Genomic DNA, 17759 nt, shown 5'->3' with positions numbered 1-17759 from the left:
AAGGGTGGGCAAAGGCGCGACGCGCCGTGCCCACCATCTGTCGGCAATCGCGATCGAAATGGTGGGCACGCTTGCGCTTTGCCCACCCTACAATCGCTTCAGCGCGACGGCGGCGGCAGGCGACCGAACACCTGCTCCAGCGCCATTCCAATCGCGAGCAGGCGGTGATCGCTGCCCGCCGGCCCATCCAGCTCCATGCCGATCGGCAATTTGCTTGCGGCACCAAGCGCGATCGGAATCTGGATACCGGGAATACCGGCATTGCTCCCGGGATCGGTGTTCTGGATGAACAGGCCGAAATTCTCCAGACTGCTGGAGTCCGGGTTGGAGGCAATCGCGACGCGCGGCGTGGTCGGGAAGGCGATGGCGTCCAGCCTGTTGACGGCAAATGCACTCGCGTAGAGTGCCTGAAGCGCTGGCCGTGCGGTACGGATCGCGTTGTCGTAGATTGGCTTGGCGTCGACCAGCGTGTTGTCGGGACCGGGCAGTTTGCGCGGGATCACCAGGCCGTCATAGGTGCCCTTCACATCGGGACTCGCGATCTCGCGCGCGAGCACCTCGATGGTGAGGCCGGTGCCGGTGTGCTTGAGATAGGCGACCATGTCGTCATAGGCCTCGTACAACGCGACCGGGAAGCCGACTTGGCCGTTGAGCTCAGCGAGCTGCGGCATCTCGATCTCAATCACGCTGACGCCCTGCGCTCTCATCCGCGCGATCGCCGCGTGGAAGGCGTCGTCAGTGTCGATATCGAGATTGACGAGCATCGTCCTCACGATGCCTATCCGCACCTGGTTCAGATCAGCTGGCGCGACCGCATCGCCACCCGCGATGACGCGGTCGAGCAGCGCGACGTCGGCCATGGTCGCAGCCATCGGGCCGGCGGTATCGCGGGTGTGCGAGATCGGCGCGATGCCCGCTTGCGGATAGCGTCCGACGGTCGGGCGTAACGACGCGCATCCATTCAGCGCAGCCGGCACTCGGACCGAACCGCCGGTGTCGGTGCCGAGCCCGCCTGCGACGATCCGCGCGCCGATCGCGGCGCCCGTCCCGGACGAGGAGCCGCCGGCAATCAGCGCGCGATCATAGGCGTTGCGTACGCCGAACTCTGGGCCGGTCTTGAACGCCGTGTTGTAGCCGGAAATGCCGAAGGCGAGCTCGTGCATGCTGGTCTTGCCGATGATCACCGCGCCTGCGACCCGCAATTTTGCGACCACCGGCGCGTCGGCCTGCGGCACATAGTCTTTCAGCGCCGGCGTGCCCGCGCTACAGGGCAGTCCCGCGACCTCGATATTGTCCTTGATCACGATGGGAACGCCGCCGAGCGGCTTGTCCCTGTCGCCGTTCGCGTCGAATGCCGCGGCGGCCTTCAAGGCGCCGGCTTCGTCCAGGGTGACGAAGGCGTTGAGGTCGGCATCCGCCTTGGCGCGGGCCAGCGCTTCTGTCGTGAGCGCTTCGCTCGTCACTGTTCCAGCGCGGAGGTCGGCTGCGGCCTGGGTCAGGGTCAACTGGTCGAAATCCATCATGCGTCACCCGAATGCAGGGGCATCATGACGGTGCCCTCTCGAGACGTGAGGCTGGGGCTTCGTCGGCGTCGCGTCAACCGGCGGCCCGCATCTTTGGCGGCCGCAATGCGGTCAAATCCGCAAGCAGGCGTTCCACTTCGGCCCTCACCTTCGCAATAGCCGCATCCTTCACCGGTCCGTAGCCGCGGATATCCATCGGGGCTTTGGCGACCGCGACCAGATCGGCCAGATGCGTTGCATCGAGCCTGTCGAGCACTCGCTCGATCAACTCCTGGTACCAGGCGATCAGCTCCCGCTCCGTACGCCGTTCGGCCGTGTAGCCGAACGGATCGAGGGGCGTGCCGCGCAATCCCTTCAAGCGCGCGAGCACGGACAGCGGCACCTGGATCCACTGGCCGAAGGCGCGCTTGCGCGGGCGGCCACGGGCATCGCGCTTGGACGGAAGCAAGGGCGGCGCGAGGTGATATTTGATGCTGAAGTCGCCGTCGAATTCTCGCTTCAATTCGTCGAGGAAGTCGCTCTGCATGTGCAGGCGCGCCACCTCGTATTCGTCCTTATAGGCCATCAGTTTGAACAGGGCACGCGCCACCGCTTCGGTCAGCGCCACACTGCCCAGCGCCGCCTCCGCATTGCGGACCTTCGTCACGAGCGTCCGGTAGCGCGTTGCATAAGCGGCGTCCTGATAGGCGGTGAGGAATTCGGCGCGGCGGGTGATGAGTTGATCAAGCGTCTCGGATGTTGGAGCGCTGTCCGGCTTCGGTACCGAGTCCAGATCGGCGGCGGCGATCCGGCCCCAGGCAAAGGCCTGCTTGTTGCGTTCGACCGCCACGCCATTGAGCTCGATCGCGCGCAACAGCGCTTGTAGCGAGATCGGGACCAATCCATGCTGCCAGGCGAAGCCGAGCATGATGATGTTGGCATAGACGGCGTCGCCGAGCAGCCGTTCAGCGAGCTCGTTCGCATTGATGGTATCGAGATTATTCTCGCCAATGACCTGGCGGATCGCGCGCAGGCGGGTGGGCGAGGCGAGATCGGCGTCGCGGAAGCGGACGACGTCGCCGGTCGGCATCTCCGCCGTGTTGATCGCGGCGCGCGTGCCGCGGCGGTAGGTGCCGGACGCTTTTGGCGAGGAGCTCACCACGAGATCGCAGCCGATCAGCGCATCGGCCGCGCCCTGGTCGACGCGAACCTGATGCAATGCATCCGGGGAAGTTGCCAGACGGATATAGCTCAGCACAGGTCCGAATTTTTGCGCAAAGCCGGTGAAATCCAGCACCGAGACGCCGCGGCGTTCGAGATGCGCGGCCATGCCGATCAGGGCGCCGACGGTAATCACGCCGGTCCCGCCGACACCGGTCACGAGCAGGTCGTAGGGTCGATCGAGCGAGACGGGCGCAGGCAAGGGAAGCGTCGCCGCGCGGCCGACCGCGTCGATCTGGCTAGCGGCCTTCTTCCGGCGCTTCGCACCCTCGACGGTGACGAAGCTCGGGCAGAAACCGTTGAGGCAGGAGAAATCCTTGTTGCAGGCCGACAGATTGATCCGCCGCTTGCGGCCGAACGGCGTCTCCTTCGGTTCGACACTGAGGCAGTTGGATTCAACCGAGCAGTCGCCGCAACCTTCACAGACGAGATCGTTGATGTAGGCAAAGCGCTTGGGGTCTGCCATCTGTCCGCGCTTGCGCCGCCGTCGTTTTTCCGTGGCGCAGGTCTGCTGATAGATCAGGACCGATACCCCGGGGATGTCGCGCAGCTCGCGCTGTACGGCGTCCATTTCCTCGCGCGGGTGAATGGTCACGCCGATGGGCAGGTCCGCTAGTGAGAACTGCGAGGGGACGTCCGACACCAGCGCGATGCGCGTCACGCCTTCCGCGCGGACACTGTGCGCGATCGCATGCACGCTCACGGGGCCATCGACCGGCTGGCCGCCGGTCATGGCCACGGCATCGTTGAACAGGATCTTGTAGGTGATGTTAGCCTTTGCCGCGATCGCCTGCCGGATCGCCATCGAGCCGGAGTGATAATAGGTGCCTTCGCCGAGGTTCTGGAAGATATGCCTTTGGCCCGTGAATCGCGACGAGGCCGCCCAGTTCACGCCTTCGCCTCCCATCTGGATCAGCGACGAGGTCTCGCGGTCCATCCAGCTCGCCATGAAATGGCAGCCGATGCCGGCCAGCGCCTTCGAACCTTCAGGGACTTTAGTTGAAATGTTGTGCGGGCAGCCCGAGCAGAAATAGGGCGTGCGTGTCGCACCGGCGACGTTGATCGTTCGGGCCGCCTCCGGCAACAGCGCGGCGGCACGCGCGGCGAGATTGAGGCCCGAAAACATCGGATCGAGCCGGCGAGCGAGCACGCCAGCCAGCGCGCGCGGCGACAATTCGCCGATCCAGGAGATCAGCCGTGCCCCTCGCTCGTCGTGCTTGCCGACCATGCGCTCGGGCTTGCTGCCGGGATAGTCGTAGAAATACTCTTTAAACTGGCTCTCGATGATGCCGCGCTTTTCTTCGACCACGAGAATCTCGCGCTTGCCCTTCACGAAGTCCATGGCGTCATGTAGCGCCAATGGCCAGACCATGCCGACCTTGTAAATGTCGATGCCGATGCTGCGGCACGCGGCTTCGTCCAGCCCTATCAGCCGCAGTGCTTCCATCAGGTCGAGATGCGCCTTGCCGGTGGTGACGATGCCGAAGGTGGCGTCGGCGACGTCGTAGATGTGGCGGTCGATCGGATTGGCTCTTGCAAAGGCGTAGACCGCGTGCTTCTTCGCCTCCAGCCGCTCCTCGATCTGCGGCCCCGGCAGGTCGGGCCAGCGATAGTGCAGCCCGCCCGGCGGCGGCGTAAACTCTGGTGTGCGAAACAGGCGGGGCGGGCGCAGCGCGACGGACGCGCCTGACTCCACGATCTCCGAGATCGCCTTGAAGCCGACCCACATGCCGGAGAAGCGGCTCAGCGCGTAGCCGTACTCGCCGAACGCGAGGTATTCGCCGACATCGGCCGGATGCAGCGTCGGCATGAACCAGCTCATGAAGGCGACGTCGGACTGGTGCGGCATTGAGGAGGAGACGCAGCCATGGTCGTCGCCGGCGACCACCAGCACGCCGCCATGCGGCGAGGAGCCGTAGGCGTTGCCGTGCTTGAGCGCATCGCCGGAGCGGTCGACGCCGGGTCCCTTACCGTACCAAAGTCCGAACACGCCATCGACCTCGCGGTCGGATTGCGTCTCGACCTGCTGCGAGCCGAGCACTGCGGTCGCCGCGAGGTCCTCGTTGACAGCTGGGAGGAATTCGATGCGGTCCCGCTTCAGGCGTTCGTTGATGCGCCAGAGCTCGAGATCGATGCCGCCGAGCGGCGAGCCACGATAGCCGGAGATGAAGCCGGCGGTGTTGAGGCCGCGCGCACGATCGCGCCGCGCCTGGTCGAGTGCGATGCGGACGATCGCCTGCGTGCCCGTAAGGAAGACGCGGCCCTCCTCGCGGTCGTAGCGGTCGGAGAGCTCGTAGGTATCGAGTGACGGAATGGCGTCCATGGCGCACCTCGCGCGGCGTCCCTGCCGGATCGGCAAAGGTTAAGCCTGGGGCGCTGGTAGGTCTTACCTATTCATTCCGTCTTTAGCTGAAATCTGGTAGAATTTTGTGCGCCTGCACCGTCTTATGGTATATTATGCCGAGCCAAGGTGCCTTCATGATTGAAGACCAAGACGCACGGATTCTCAGCCATCTCCAGAGGGACGGCCGCGCCACCAATCAGCAGCTTGCGGATGAGGTTGGCATGTCGACCTCGGCCTGCTGGCGGCGGGTGCGCGCGCTCGAGGAGACCGGCGTCATCCGAGGCTATGCGGCACTGGTCGCGCGCGAGCAGGCCGGCTTTGCAATGTCCGCCATCCTCCATGTGTCGCTTGAACGGCACGACGCCAAATTCGTCGATGAATTTGTGGCCCGGGTGACGACGCGCCGCGAGGTGCTGGAGTGTTTTGCGACGACGGGCGACGCCGACTATCATTTGCGCGTCGTCGTGCAGGACATGGCGGCCTACAGCAGGTTCCTCGACGAGTTCATGTTTCGCATCCCCGGCATCCGCTACGTCCGCAGCAACGTGGTGCTGAAGGAGATCAAGACCAGCGTGGCGCTGCCGTTCTAAGACACGGGAAGTGCAAGGGTGGGCAAAGCGAAGCGTGCCCACCATCTCTGGCGAGATCGTCGAGAGATGGTGGGCACGGCGCAAGCGCGCCGTTGCCTACTCTACGACATCGCTACCGCTGCTCGCGCACAAATCGATTACGTAGCGTGCCGATGCCGGTAATGTCGATCTCCACGACGTCGCCGTGCTTGATATCGGGCGAGGCGCCGTCGGTACCCATCCAGATCACGTCGCCGGGCCACAGCGTAAAATACTTGGTCAGCTCGATCAGGAACGGCACCACACCAAAAATCATGTCGTTGGTGCGGAAGCGGTTGGTCTCCTTGCCGTTGACACGGACGACGGTCTGCATCTTGGCGAGATCGGCCTCGGTCTCGATCCACGGGCCCATCGGCTTGAACGTGTCGGCGTTCTTCGATCGCCACAGGCTGCGGTCCGCCTTCTGCCAGCTGCGCTCGCTGACGTCGTTGCCGATAGTGTAGCCGAACACGCAATCCATCGCGTTCTCCCCGGTGAGATGCTTCACCTTCTTGCCGATGACGACGACCAGCTCTCCCTCATAGTGGATCTTTTCCGTCGCAAAGGACGGGATCACGACGTCCTCGTCATCTGCGATCAGCGCGTTCTGCGCGCGATAGCCGATCTCGGGTCGGTCAGGGACGGCCGGCACTTCGCCGCGCTTGTCGGCGGCTTCCTTCAGGTGCTTCAAATAGTTCAGGCCGACGCAATAGAAGGTGCGCGGGATCAGCGGCAGCTCGATCTTCACTTGCGCTAAGGGAAACGTCTGCGAGGTGCGCTGCCATTCCCCAAAGGGATCGCCGTCGACAGCGATCGCCTGATCGCCTTCAACGATCCCCCAGGACGTTTTGCCAGAGGCAGTGAATTTGAGCCAGCGCATGTCAGATCCCCTGCTATTCCGCGGCGTCGCGCGGCTGCACTTTCCAGGCGCCGGCAGCCGGCCGCTTCAGCCCGAGATTTTCCCGCAGCGTCTTGCCGCGATAGTCCTGTTGGAACAAGCCGCGGCGCTGCAATTCCGGCACGACATGGCGCACGAAGTCGGCGTAGGAGCCGGGCACATAGGTCGCGGCGATGACGAAGCCGTCGCAGCCGCGTTCGACGAACATCTCTTCGAGCCTGTCTGCGATCTCTTTGGGCCCACCGACCATCGCGTCCTGAACCTGGCCGCGGCCGGAGAAGGTGACGAAGTCGCGCGCGCTCGGGTTGCTCTTGCCGGAGGTTTTCAGCACGCCGTCGCGAATGCCTAAAAGCCCCTGCATGTTCTTGAGCTCTTCCGTCGTCAGCGGCTCGTCGAGATCTTTCGAGGCGAAATCATAGTTGAGGGCTTCCGCAAGCAGCGACAGCGCGTCGATCTGGAGCGGCAGCTTGTTGATCAGCGCCATCTTGTCCTCGGCTTCGGACTTGGTCGCGGCGCAGACCGGCGTCGTCAAATTGCAGAGGAACATCTGCTCGGGATCGCGACCGGCTTTGGCAGCCTCGTTGCGCACGGCCGCGTAGCCGTCCTTTGCCGCGGCAATATTGCGCGCGGCGGTGAAAATCACCTCGCCCCAGCGCCCGGCAAAGCGCTGGCCGCGGCCGGACGCGCCGGCCTGGATGATCACGGGATGGCCCTGGTCGGAGCGCGGCACCGTGAACGGTCCGCGCGACTTGAAGGCCGGTCCGTTGTGATCGAGCCGCTTCACCTTGGCCGGATCGGCGAAACGGCCGCTCTTCTTGTCCATGATGAGCGCGCCGTCCTCCCAGGTGTCCCAGTGGCCGAGCACGACCTCCATGAACTCGTCGGCGCGGTCATAGCGGGAATCGTGCTCGGGATGGGAGTCCTTGCCCATGTTGAGCGCCTCGCCGTCATTGAGGGAGGTGACGACGTTCCAGCCGGCCCGTCCGCCCGACATCAGGTCGAGCGTTGCGAAGCGCCGGGCGACGTCGAACGGCTCATAATAGGTCGTCGAGCAGGTCGCCCCCAACCCGAGCTTGTCGGTGACCAGTCCCATCGTGGTCAGCACGATCAGCGGGTCCATCTTAACGCAGCGGATGCCGTATTCGACGGTGTGGGCGTGATCGTTGCCATAGCGGTCCGGCATCGCCAGGCGATCGTCGAAGAAGGCCATGTGGAATTTTCCGGCTTCCAGGATGCGCGCGATCTCCTGATAGTAGTCCGCCGACATCGAATCGTCGCGCGAGTCCGGATGCCGCCAGGAGCTCGGCAAGTTGGTGCAGTTCTGTGCCTGGAGGAAGCCGACCAGTACCATTTGCCGCGTCATGCTGCTGTTCTCCAACTTCCGTCAGGCCAGATCGAGCACTGTGTCGAGCCTGTAATCGCGCGCCAGCGCGCGCAGCTTCTCCCAGGTCGCGTCCTCGATCTCGATGCCGTCGCGAAGCCGCTGCTGCTCGCGCAAGCCTTCGATTTCGCCGGGATAGAATACGCCCTTGCTGCCTTCGGACGGAGGTACAGCGCCGCGCTAATGCACGTGGGGCGGTCGGCCTTGACGATCGGCATGGCGCTTCCTCGGGTCTCGCCCTTGGCGGGCTCTGGTTGTTGAGGGCCATCGTCTCAAAGCCCAGGTGCGATATCAATCTCCCGTAAACCAGTACAGGGCTGCAAATTCGTAGAGAGAGCGCGCCTTTGGTCGAACGCGCCATCCCGTACAGCGGGATTCCGGACAGTTTCGCGCCGGTCGTTCGCAGCTCGTTCACTTTGATTGACGGCTTGCGGGGACCAATAACGACCATTTAGGCCATCGCCTTCATAAAGCTACCCGGGAGAAAACGGCAGAAATGTCGGGGAGTTGAGATCGTGCAAACGCCCCTCGCGCGCACATTTGCAGCGTTGAGCGCCATCAATGAAGCGATCCTCTATGCGAAATCGCCGGACGAGCTGTACCAGAAGGTCTGCGACGCCGGGTTTTCGAGTGGGGATTTCATGGCAGTCGCCGTGTTCCTGGCGGAGCCGGACGGACAGCGGCTGCGGTTTGCGGCCGGCTGCGGCGACGATGTTGCGCGGCTGCGCGCGATCAAGATCACCACGGAGGCCGGTACGCCGGAGGGATCGGGCGTCGGCGGCGAAGCCTTTCGTAGCCAAAGGCTCTGCATCAGCAACGATTTCCTGAACGATCCGCGCTCGCTCGCGTGGCGCGAGGGCGCGTCGAGGGCTCATATCGGCGCCGCCGCGGCGCTGCCATTGTTGTGCAATGGTCAGAGCGTCGGCGTGCTGTACGTGACGCGCAGCGAGGCCGGCTCGCTGAATGAGCAGATGGTGTCGCTGTTCGAGCGCATGTCGGCCAACATTACCTATGCGCTGGACAATTTCGCCCGCGAAACCGCGCGGCAGACCAGCGAGCGGGCGACCCGCCGGCTTAATCGCATGTTCGGCGCCATCAGCGCCACCAACGAAGCCATTCTCCGCGCCAAGACCGAGCAGGAGCTTTACCAGCTCGTGTGCGACGCCTCCGTGCATGGAGGCAAGTCACTGGCGACCATCGTCCTGCTTCGCGAGACGGATTCGCATTGGATGAGTCCGGTCGCTTCCACGGGACAGAACCTGGAGCTGGTCACCCAGTCACGCTATTCGATCGACCCTGAAAACCCCTACGGCAAGGGCATCTCCGGCGAGGTGTTCCGGACGCAGAAGGCCATCGTCGAGGAAGATCTCGCCAGCCGCACACGGGGAACGCCTTGGGAGCAGGCCAATGTCAACACCGGCGTCGCCGCGTGCGTGGTAGCGCCTCTGATCAAGCACGGCGAGAGCGTCGGCGTGCTCTTGTTTTTCGTCAGCAGGTCGTGGGCCAAGGACGAGGAGGTCGTCGCGCTGCTGGTGCGCATGGCGGAGAACGTCTCGTTTGCGATCGAGAATTTCGACCGCGAGACCGAGAAGGCCAGGATCGCCGCCGAAGAAGAACGCCTGGCGCGGATGTATGCCGCGCTCAGCGCCACCAACGAGGCGATCCTGCGGGCGCGCTCGCGCGCCGAGCTGTTTGATCTCGTCTGCGAGGCGACGGCGCAGGGCGCCAAGTTCACCTCGGCAACCATTGCGCTTGTCGACCATGGCGCCGAGCTGCTGCGCGTCGTCGCCTGCTACGGACCGAACGCGGATCAGGTCCGCATTTTCAAGTTTTCCACCTCGAACCAGGTGCCCGAAGGGCGGGGATTGACCGGCACCGCGTACCGCACGCGCCGGCCTGCCATAAGCAATGACGTCCTGGCAGACGACCGCATCAAGCCCTGGCAGGCCAGCGCCCGCCGCAACGGCATCGCGTCGTCCGCCGCGCTGCCTCTGTTCAACGGCAACAGGCTGGAAGGGGTATTCCTGTTCAATTCGCCGGAATGCGGAACGTTCACGCCCGAATTCGTCGAGCTGTTGCGCAAGCTCCAGGCCAACGTGGCCTTCGCGCTGGAAAATTTCGATCGCGCCGAGGAAAAAGCGCGGGCCGACAAGCAGCGTGACCGCCTGAGTGGCATGTTCGCGGCGCTGAGCGCGACCAACGAAGCCATCATGCGGGCCAAGACGCGCGAGGAGCTGTTCGATGTGGCGTGCCAGGCGGCCGTGCTCGGCGGCGTGTTTGCCTCGGCCACAATCGGCATCCTGGACGGCAAACGGGAGCTCGTCCGTGTCGTTGCAGTGAAGGGGCGCCTTCAGGAGCGAATGGTCGGACGTACCTGTTGTGTTTCCGCCGATCATCCCGAGGGTCAGGGAATTATAGGGACATCGCTGCGGACCCGCCGACCCAGCGTCATCAACGACTATCTGAACGATCCGCGATCGGTGCATTGGCATTCCAAGGCGAACGAGGATGGAACGCGGGCCGCTGCAAGCTTCCCACTCCTGCGGGCCGGCCGGGAGCCGATCGGCATTCTGCTTTTCCTCGCACCGGAAGCCGATACATTCACGCCCGATCTGGTCGAACTGCTCGGACGCCTGGCCGAAAACGTCTCCTTCGCACTCGACAATTTCGATCGTGCCGAGGAGAAGGCTCGCACCGAGACCCAGAAGGAGCGTCTGACGCGCATGTTCGCGGCGCTGAGCGCCACCAACGAGGCGATCATGCGGGCGAAGTCGCGCGCCGAGCTGTACGACCTCGTCTGCCTCGCCGCATCGAATGGCGCAAAATTCACCTCCACCACCATTGCGCTGGCCAAGGCGGACAGCGACCAGCTGGAAATCGTCGCCAGCGCCGGACCGTCGTCCGACACCACGCGCAACATCCGCCTCTCCACGGACCCCGAACGCCCCGAAGGTCGTGGGATGAGCGGCACCGCGTTCCGCACGCGCCAGCCTTGCATCAGCAACGATTATCTCAACGACGACCGCGTCCGCGCCTTCCACGCCGTCGTCCGCGCCGACGGCGCGCGGTCGGGCGCGGCGTTCCCGCTGGTCGCGCACGACCAGGCGGTTGGCGTCATGATCTACATGTCAACCGAACCGGACACTTTTGCGGGCGAGTTCGTCGAGCTGTTGCAGCGTCTCGCCGAAAACGTTTCCTTCGCGATGGAGAACTTCGATCGCGCCGACGAGAAGAACAAGGCTGACGAGCGGATCGAATACCTCGCCTCCTATGACAGCCTGACCAACTTGCCCAACCGCGAGACGTTCAACGTGTTGCTGCGAGGAGCGATCGAGACCGCGCAGCGCCAAGAGCTCCGCTTTGCACTGCTGTTCATCGATCTCGACCGCTTCAAAGTCATCAACGACTCGCTCGGCCACGAGGCTGGCGATCTGCTCCTGCTCGAAGTCGCCGACCGCCTGCGCAACGCCTTACGCACAAGCGACGTGGTGGCGCGGCTCGGCGGCGACGAGTTCGTGGTGATCCTCGACCAGTGCGGCGAGGTCGACGACGTCCAGCGCATCGCGACCGAACTGCTGACGGTGCTGGGCAAACCCATGGAGCTTGCCGGCCACGAGTGTCACACCACCGCTTCGATCGGCATCGCGATGTATCCAGCCAACGGCGCCGACGCGCAGACGCTGACCAAGAACGCCGACATGGCGATGTATCTCGCCAAGGAAGACGGCAAGAACGGCTATCGCTTCTTCTCCAAGGAAGTGAAGACGCAGTCGATCGAGCGGCTGTCGCTTGAGAGCGCGCTGCGCCGGGCGCTGGAGCGCGAGCAGTTCTCGCTGAACTACCAGCCCAAGGTGGACATGGAGACGAGCCAGATCACCGGCGTCGAAGCGCTGCTGCGCTGGACGCATCCCGATCTCGGCAACATTTCGCCGGCGCAGTTCATCCCGCTTGCCGAGGAAACCGGCCTGATCGTGCCGATCGGCCGCTGGGTGGTGAAGGAAGCGTGCGCGCAGGCGATGGCCTGGCAGCGTCGCGGTCTGCTGCCTGTGTCGATGGCGGTCAACCTGTCGCCGCGGCAGTTTGCCGACGCGCATTTGTTGCAGGATGTCGATGAGGCGCTGGCTGCAAGCGGCATGTCGCCGGTGTTGCTCCAGCTAGAGGTCACCGAGAGCATGATGATGCGCAATGTCGGGCGCGCGCTGAAGGTGCTCGATGCGATCCAGAGCCGCGGCATTCGTCTCGCCATCGACGATTTCGGCACCGGTTATTCCTCGATGTCGCTGATGAAGCATTTCCCGATCGACACCATCAAGATCGACCGCTCCTTCGTGCGCGACCTGCCGCAGGATACGGAGGACCAGGCGATCGCGCAGGCGATCATCAGCATGGGCAAGGCGCTCGGCATGACCGTGGTCGCCGAAGGCGTCGAGAACGCCGAGCAGGAGGCGTTTCTGCGCGCCCATGGCTGCGACGAGATGCAGGGCTTCCTGATCTCAAAGCCGCTGCCGCCGCGGCAGATGGCCGAGCTGCTGCGACCGATGGTGCTTCCCGTCGCACCGCCGCTCCAGCCGGAGCCGGATCCGGTCGCGGACGAGGCCGTGGCGTTACGGTTGGAACGCGCTGTCGTCTGACGGTTGCGGGTGCAGTTCGCGGACGTCCTCACCCTTGATTTCCGCCTTGCGCGGAAAATCATCCGGCCAGGTCAGCGAGGTTTGTTCGGCGAACAGCGCGAGAAGGGCATGCGCGCCATCAGCAAAGCTCGAGCCGTCGCCGAGGCCGAGCTCGCTACACCACGCGGGTCGCATCGGTTCGTGCACGTCGAACATCGCCATCGCCGGTCCCCACCACCAGGCCGGTGCCGGCGAGCGTTCGTCCTCCGGCACGGCGTGCCAGAGCACGAGCTCGTCCATCACGCGTTCGAATTGCAGGCTTGCGGCCTGATGCATTCGCTCCGTGCTCCCTGGGGCCACGCCTGAAATCAGGCGACGCGCCGAGTCGATCTGTTTCGCTGTGAAAAATCGGCTCGCTATTGGTCGAACCAAGTGTGCCGCCTGCGTCGGCGGCCATACAAAAACGTGCGGCCGCCTGGAAAGTTGCCAACGCTGACTGTCACAGTCTCTTTAGCCGCTCAGGGTGCCGACCGGCAAGGCACAATAAGGGCCCCTAGTGCGGCGAGGGGGCATCTCGGCGGCTCTCAGCGGTTGATGGGCCGGTTGCGGCTGAACAGCAGATAGAGCGCGCGTGGATTGGTGGTCAGATAGCGCCAGAACAGGCGGCGTGGCTCGAGCAAGGTACGCCAGGCCCACTCCAGTCCGATCTTCTGCATCCATCGTGGTGCGCGGGACCGGCTGCCCGAGAGGAAGTTGAACAGGCCGCCGGACGTCTTGATGACGCCGACATTGGTGAGAAGCGGCGTGAATTCCTCGACGAAGGCCTGCTCGCTGGGCACGCCAAGCGCGACCCAAAGATAGTCCGGTGCGAGTGCATTGATCTCTTCGACCTTGGCCCGCATGGCATCGCCGCGGAGATAGCCGTGGCTGTGCCCGACAATCTTGAGGTTCGGATACAGCTTCTGGACATTCGCGACCGCTGCTGCGTTCTCGTCCTCGCTGGCGCCAAGCATGTAGAAGGTGCGGCCGGCAGCTTCGGCTTTGCGCGCGACGACGTGAAACAGGTCCGTGGTTGCGACCCGCTCGGGCAGGGGAAACCAGGATTGCAGCTTGGAGGCCGCCACCAGCGGCTGGCCGTCGGCATTGATCAGGTCGGCAGCGCGGAACAGGCGCTCGGTCTGCGGCTCGGTCGAGCAGCGTGCCAGCACCTCGCCATTGGCCGAGGTCAGGAACAGCGGACGGCCGATGCGATGACGCGGATCGGTCGCCTCGATCATGAAATCGGCGGTCGCTTCGAGGTCGAGCGTGGCCATGCGAAGGCCGCCGACGGTAATCCGCGGCACGTCGGCGGTCGCGGCCCGCCCCTCAAGGTTGACGCGTCGCTCAAGCATATTGTCTGCCTCGCTGGCGCGTTTGGATTGCAGGAGTGAGCTCGTCGAGCACGACGCCGACGAGCTTGTGCTCGGCGCCGCCGAGCGCGGCCAGGATCTCTTCCATGCTGTCGTTGATGTCGAGGCTGGTTGGCAGCACCGCGACCAGCGCGTCGACCCCATCGAGCAGCTTGCGGCCGGCGGCCGACGGTGGCATCGCCGGACCGTCAAGGACGATGAGGTCGTAGCCGCCGGCGGAACGCGCCTGCGCAATCGCCCTGCGGATGGCCTCCGTTGCCTTGCCGGCGTCAGTTTCGGCAGCCGGGAGCACCGAGATGCCGTTGACGGTCTTGATCTCGCGCACGGCCTTGCTGCCGATCGAGAGCCAGCCGTACTTGCCCGGCTCACTCTTGACCGGACGGTTGACCTTGTTGGAGAGCGTGTGCGCCTGGTGGTCGGCGTCGATCATCAGCACGCGGGTGCCATCGCGCGCCGCCGCGAGCGCGAAGTTCAGCGCGCTCATGCTGCGCCCGGTGGTTTCGTTGGCGCCGACGAGCGCGATGACCGGCATCGCCTTGCTCCCGGCGCGCCGGGTGACTGCGGCGCGCATGTCGCGCAAGGCGTTGAGCAGCGTCGTCAGCGGAAATCCGGGGCGCAGCGTCGGCCAATCCAGCCGGGTGAGATCGACGCCGCTGCCGGTGGCGAGAATGGCGCCGAGCGTGTGGATGACGTCGGCCTCCTGGAGGCGCGCGATCAGGGGCTTTTCCACCAGCGAAAGCGGCGCCGCATCGGCCTCCAGCGGCGCTGCCTCCGAAGAATTCTTGGCAACTTCCGGAGTGCGCGCGTTCAGCGGCGGCCGCGAACCCTCCGGAGTTCGCGAAACCTCCAAAGCACGCTTGGTCTCCGGGGCTGGCGTGTGCTCGCGACGTGTTGGCGTGGGCATCGGCGAGGTCGCGCCGGCCAACAGGAACTCGGCCGCGACGAACCAGCCTGAAGCAGCGAGCGCGCCGAGGATGACGCCGATCATGGCGAACAGACTCATCGCGGGCGGGAAAGAGCGTCGCTGCGGCACTGTGGCTTCGCCGATGACACGCGCCGCCGAGGTGTTCAGGCTTTCCTGCTCCTCGGTCTCGCGCGAGCGCTTGAGGAAGGATTGATAGACGTCGCGGCTGGCATCGGCCTCGCGCTCGAGCTCGCGCAGCCGCACGGCGGCCTGGCTGAGCTGGACGCTCTGCCGCTTCTGGGCCTCCAGCGCCCGGTTGAGCGAGGCCTCATAGTCGCGGGCGCGCGTCAGGTCGTTCTTGGCCGATTGGGCGAAGCGGTCGATCTCCTCGCCGATGGTGCGCTTGAGATCCTCGACCTGCTTCTCGGTCTGGCGCAGCGCCGGGTGACGCGGCCCGAGCTCGCCGGCCTGCTCCGCATATTTCTTGCGAGCGTCGGCATATTGGGCGCGCAGGTTGGCGATCGTCGGCGATTGCAAGGCTTCGGGAATCGCGCCGGCATCCGCAGCCGTGCGCCGGCTTGCCTCGATCTGGTCGAGCCGCGCCTGCGCATCCATCGTCGCCGCGCGAGCCGCCGAAAGCCGCTGGTTGCTGGAGGAGAGCTGTTGATCGCTGATCAGCGCGTCCTGGGTGCCGACAAAATTATTCTGGGCCTTGTAGGTCGCGAGCGCGGTCTCGGCGTTGCGCAGCCGCTCGCGCAATTCCTTCAGGCGGCCGGACAGGTCGCTGGTTGCGCGCCGCGCCGCCAGAGCCTGTGAATTGCGGGAGTCCGAAAGATAGGTGCTGGTGAGCGTGTTGGCGAGCATCGCTGCTTTCGCCGGATCGGTCGACCAGACCTCGATGTCGACGATGAAGCTCTTGTCGCCCTTGCGGACCGTGATGTGCTTGTTTAGGGCGTCGAGCGCTGCAAGCTGTACGCCCTTTATTTCCGCAGCAGAGGGCGCGCGTGGTTGCAGGCCGATCAGGCCCAGCAGCGACGACATCAGGCTCCTGGCATCGCCGCCGCCGAATTCCGCATCATTCTCGAGATTGGCCTGCTGGATCACCTGCAACAGCACGCTGTTGGATGTGATCAGGCGGGCCTGGCTCTCTACCACCATGGACATGCCGGAGACGTCCTGCGCGCGAGGGGTGAGCTCGCGATCGACGAGCTGGAGTTCGCGCGGATCGACATAGAGCTGGGAGGTGGCGGTGTAGCGGGGCGTGAGACTCTTGCCGATGGTGACCGCGAGCGTCGCTCCGAGCACGGCGGCTGCCGCAATCGCAACCTTGCGCCGCCAAAGCAGGCTGGCGAGTTCCAGCACGTTGAAGCCGGTCGGCGAGCTCTGCTGAGGGGCCCCCGATCTGGCCCGATCTATCGGCTGGTTATAGTCAAGCATGATCCCCAGCTTCCATTCCAAGTGCCGTAGGCTGAGGGGTTACTCTTCGCTCTACGCCACGCACCCGGGATATAGGTGCCCAATCAACGCAATAGGGAAAATTAACCATACTCATTGAGGGACTATTCACCGAAATGGCAAACAAAGCGTTTAAGCGGCCGCCGCTTCCCGGCGCGTCGTCGTGACGCTCTCGATGCGTCGGTCCCTCAGAGATTAACGGTTCGTTACTGAACAGGCGCGCCACGTCAGCGCTTCCGCAGAATGACATGATAGTCGCCGCGGCGGACGTCGGTCCCGCGCGGGAGCAGGGCATTCATGAGTGCGGCGCCGGCATCGACGAGGGCGGCGAACAGCGGCTTGCGCTGGCGCATCTCGGGATAGCGCGGACTCTCGACCTCGCGGCGATAGATCATGTCGAGGCCATGGGCGGCGGCGAACGTTTCGAGCTTCGACAGCGTCACCAGCGGGTGGAAGAAGGTCGGAAACGGCGGTTCGCCGGGCAGGCCGGCATTCCTGATGCCGCGGATATTCCGATAGAACCAGACATGGAACCAGTGCGGCGAATATTTGGTGACGACGCCCGAGAGCGAGTGCGGATTGGGCGCACCGATCAGGATCATCCCGCCGGGCTTGAGAGCATCGCGGAAGTTCAATAGCGCGGCCTCGACGTCGGGCAGATGCTCGATCACGTTGTAGCAGATCACCACATCGAAGGCTTCAGCGCCGAAGCGATGGGTCTGCACGTCGCCGAGGATTGCGTCGTCTGCGTAAGTGTTGTTGCGGACCTGGTCCTCGTCGATATCGACGACCGTGACGTGGCTGCGGCTTAGCACGTCCACGGGCAGGAAGCTGCATGAGCCGCCGCCGGCCTCGTAGGTGGCGAGCCGGCCTCGCGGCAGTTCGCGGCGCAGCACCTCATGAATGGCGAGCAGGCTGTCGCGGGCTTCGCCGGGGACCATCTCGAGCAGCGCCTGGTTATGGGCAGGCTTGGCGGGAGTGGGGATCGCTGTCGCGAAATCGATCGTGGCTGGCTTGTTCATGTCTCTCGACCGCGCTTGTTCGACTCAAATTTACAGGAAAAATCTCTCGAGCCCGAAGAGCAAATCTGATGCCGCGCCTCTTCACCGGTCGCGGTGCTTACGGTCGGGTTAATGCGCATATGCGTTAACTACGGCATCTTCCGCATTGCGCGATTGCCGGACGATGGACCGCGAATTGCAATATCACGCGCATCAGAGCTCATAGGAAAAACGAGCGAAAGCGGTTAAGCGCTTGATGGTAGGCTTGCATGCTCGAGGATGTCGGCAAGAAGGCTCGTTTTGTCGCCGAAGCGGGTCGCTCATTTTGGGACGCATCTGTTGCACGTCGTTGTGCCGTTGCGGGACTGCTCGATGCACGCGATCGACGCAGGGTTTCTTCAACACATCTCGGGCATCTATAACGCC

At 64.4% G+C, this 17759-nt stretch carries 10 protein-coding genes; 2 read left to right on the top strand and 8 right to left on the bottom strand.

The window, feature by feature from the left end; translation table 11 throughout:
* Positions 1-98: 98 nt before the first annotated feature.
* Together iaaH and FXV83_RS01425 are read right to left on the bottom strand one after the other, a co-directional pair.
* Entirely contained in the window at positions 99-1520 is a 1422-nt protein-coding gene (gene iaaH / locus FXV83_RS01430; protein WP_148737045.1) for an indoleacetamide hydrolase, read from the bottom strand.
* Positions 1521-1596: 76 nt separating this feature from the next.
* Positions 1597-5046, bottom strand: a complete 3450-nt coding sequence (locus FXV83_RS01425; protein WP_148737037.1) for an indolepyruvate ferredoxin oxidoreductase family protein — start codon at positions 5044-5046, stop codon at positions 1597-1599.
* 155 nt (positions 5047-5201) lie between these two features.
* Here FXV83_RS01425 and FXV83_RS01420 point away from each other — a divergent pair, with 155 nt between their 5' ends.
* Positions 5202-5657 (top strand): Lrp/AsnC family transcriptional regulator, encoded by a 456-nt coding sequence (locus tag FXV83_RS01420; RefSeq protein WP_148737035.1) that lies wholly within the window; start codon positions 5202-5204, stop codon positions 5655-5657.
* Between the two features lie 112 nt (positions 5658-5769).
* Here the strand turns inward: FXV83_RS01420 and FXV83_RS01415 are convergent, their stop codons facing one another.
* Positions 5770-6555, bottom strand: a complete 786-nt coding sequence (locus tag FXV83_RS01415) for a fumarylacetoacetate hydrolase family protein (protein ID WP_148737033.1) — start codon at positions 6553-6555, stop codon at positions 5770-5772.
* Between the two features lie 13 nt (positions 6556-6568).
* Positions 6569-7936, bottom strand: coding sequence for an LLM class flavin-dependent oxidoreductase (locus tag FXV83_RS01410; RefSeq protein ID WP_148737031.1), 1368 nt, complete (start codon positions 7934-7936; stop codon positions 6569-6571).
* A gap of 533 nt (positions 7937-8469) precedes the next feature.
* On the opposite strand from FXV83_RS01410, the gene FXV83_RS01400 reads away from it, so the two are divergent.
* Positions 8470-12585, top strand: coding sequence for a bifunctional diguanylate cyclase/phosphodiesterase (locus FXV83_RS01400; protein ID WP_187435578.1), 4116 nt, complete (start codon positions 8470-8472; stop codon positions 12583-12585).
* Here FXV83_RS01400 and FXV83_RS01395 read toward each other — a convergent pair.
* From FXV83_RS01395 to FXV83_RS01380, 4 genes are all read right to left on the bottom strand, one after another.
* Positions 12559-12900, bottom strand: coding sequence for a hypothetical protein (locus tag FXV83_RS01395; RefSeq protein WP_148737027.1), 342 nt, complete (start codon positions 12898-12900; stop codon positions 12559-12561). The genes FXV83_RS01400 and FXV83_RS01395 overlap by 27 nt on opposite strands.
* Before the next feature lie 248 nt (positions 12901-13148).
* Complete coding sequence (locus FXV83_RS01390) at positions 13149-13955, bottom strand: WecB/TagA/CpsF family glycosyltransferase (protein ID WP_148737025.1); 807 nt, start codon at positions 13953-13955, stop codon at positions 13149-13151.
* Complete coding sequence (locus FXV83_RS01385) at positions 13948-16314, bottom strand: exopolysaccharide transport family protein (RefSeq protein WP_148737023.1); 2367 nt, start codon at positions 16312-16314, stop codon at positions 13948-13950. The genes FXV83_RS01390 and FXV83_RS01385 overlap by 8 nt, the downstream gene beginning before the upstream one ends.
* Positions 16315-16559: 245 nt before the next feature.
* Complete coding sequence (locus tag FXV83_RS01380; protein WP_148737021.1) at positions 16560-17354, bottom strand: class I SAM-dependent methyltransferase; 795 nt, start codon at positions 17352-17354, stop codon at positions 16560-16562.
* Between the last annotated feature and the right edge of the window lie 405 nt (positions 17355-17759).

This window comes from Bradyrhizobium hipponense, assembly GCF_008123965.1.
Taxonomy (GTDB): Bacteria; Pseudomonadota; Alphaproteobacteria; order Rhizobiales; family Xanthobacteraceae; genus Bradyrhizobium; species Bradyrhizobium hipponense.
This window is presented reverse-complemented; position numbering and strand designations above follow the sequence as displayed.

Coding starts and splice junctions, on each gene's coding strand:
- iaaH (WP_148737045.1), bottom strand. CDS start 1,520: ATGGATTTCGACCAGTTGACCCTGACCCAGGCCGCAGCCGACCTCCGC.
- FXV83_RS01425 (WP_148737037.1), bottom strand. CDS start 5,046: ATGGACGCCATTCCGTCACTCGATACCTACGAGCTCTCCGACCGCTAC.
- FXV83_RS01420 (WP_148737035.1), top strand. CDS start 5,202: ATGATTGAAGACCAAGACGCACGGATTCTCAGCCATCTCCAGAGGGAC.
- FXV83_RS01415 (WP_148737033.1), bottom strand. CDS start 6,555: ATGCGCTGGCTCAAATTCACTGCCTCTGGCAAAACGTCCTGGGGGATC.
- FXV83_RS01410 (WP_148737031.1), bottom strand. CDS start 7,936: ATGACGCGGCAAATGGTACTGGTCGGCTTCCTCCAGGCACAGAACTGC.
- FXV83_RS01395 (WP_148737027.1), bottom strand. CDS start 12,900: ATGCATCAGGCCGCAAGCCTGCAATTCGAACGCGTGATGGACGAGCTC.
- FXV83_RS01390 (WP_148737025.1), bottom strand. CDS start 13,955: ATGCTTGAGCGACGCGTCAACCTTGAGGGGCGGGCCGCGACCGCCGAC.
- FXV83_RS01385 (WP_148737023.1), bottom strand. CDS start 16,314: ATGCTTGACTATAACCAGCCGATAGATCGGGCCAGATCGGGGGCCCCT.
- FXV83_RS01380 (WP_148737021.1), bottom strand. CDS start 17,354: ATGAACAAGCCAGCCACGATCGATTTCGCGACAGCGATCCCCACTCCC.